Genomic DNA, 275 nt, shown 5'->3' with positions numbered 1-275 from the left:
GCCACCAGTCCTTGAGGCTGTGCGGGCGGCCGCCGGTCTTCGGGGTCGGCTAGTCGATCGCCGGGTTCTCGCTCTCGCTGCCCTGGGCGGTGGCCGAGTCGTGCATCACCGGGCACCCGGAGTCGGCCTTGCGGTCCACCCCCTGCGGGCTGACCGGGGTGGTGTCGTCCTGGCTGTCGCTCATCTGCTTCCTTCCGGGCTGGTCGTCACTGAGGGGGTCACGGTCATCGAGCAGGAGGGGCAGGTGCCCCAGTACACGACCTCGGCCTCGTCGA

General features: G+C 70.5%; 1 protein-coding gene. It reads right to left on the bottom strand.

Annotated elements, in window-relative coordinates; genetic code table 11:
* Positions 1–49: 49 nt before the first annotated feature.
* Positions 50–275 (bottom strand): hypothetical protein (locus tag RVY79_RS19505; protein WP_317466230.1); only part of this gene is annotated, 226 nt, incomplete at its 5' end.

The organism is Chromohalobacter sp. HP20-39, assembly GCF_033052815.1.
In the GTDB taxonomy this organism is placed as follows: Bacteria; Pseudomonadota; Gammaproteobacteria; order Pseudomonadales; family Halomonadaceae; genus Chromohalobacter.
Note: the sequence above shows the minus strand (reverse complement) of the source record. Positions and strands in the feature narration are given on the sequence as shown.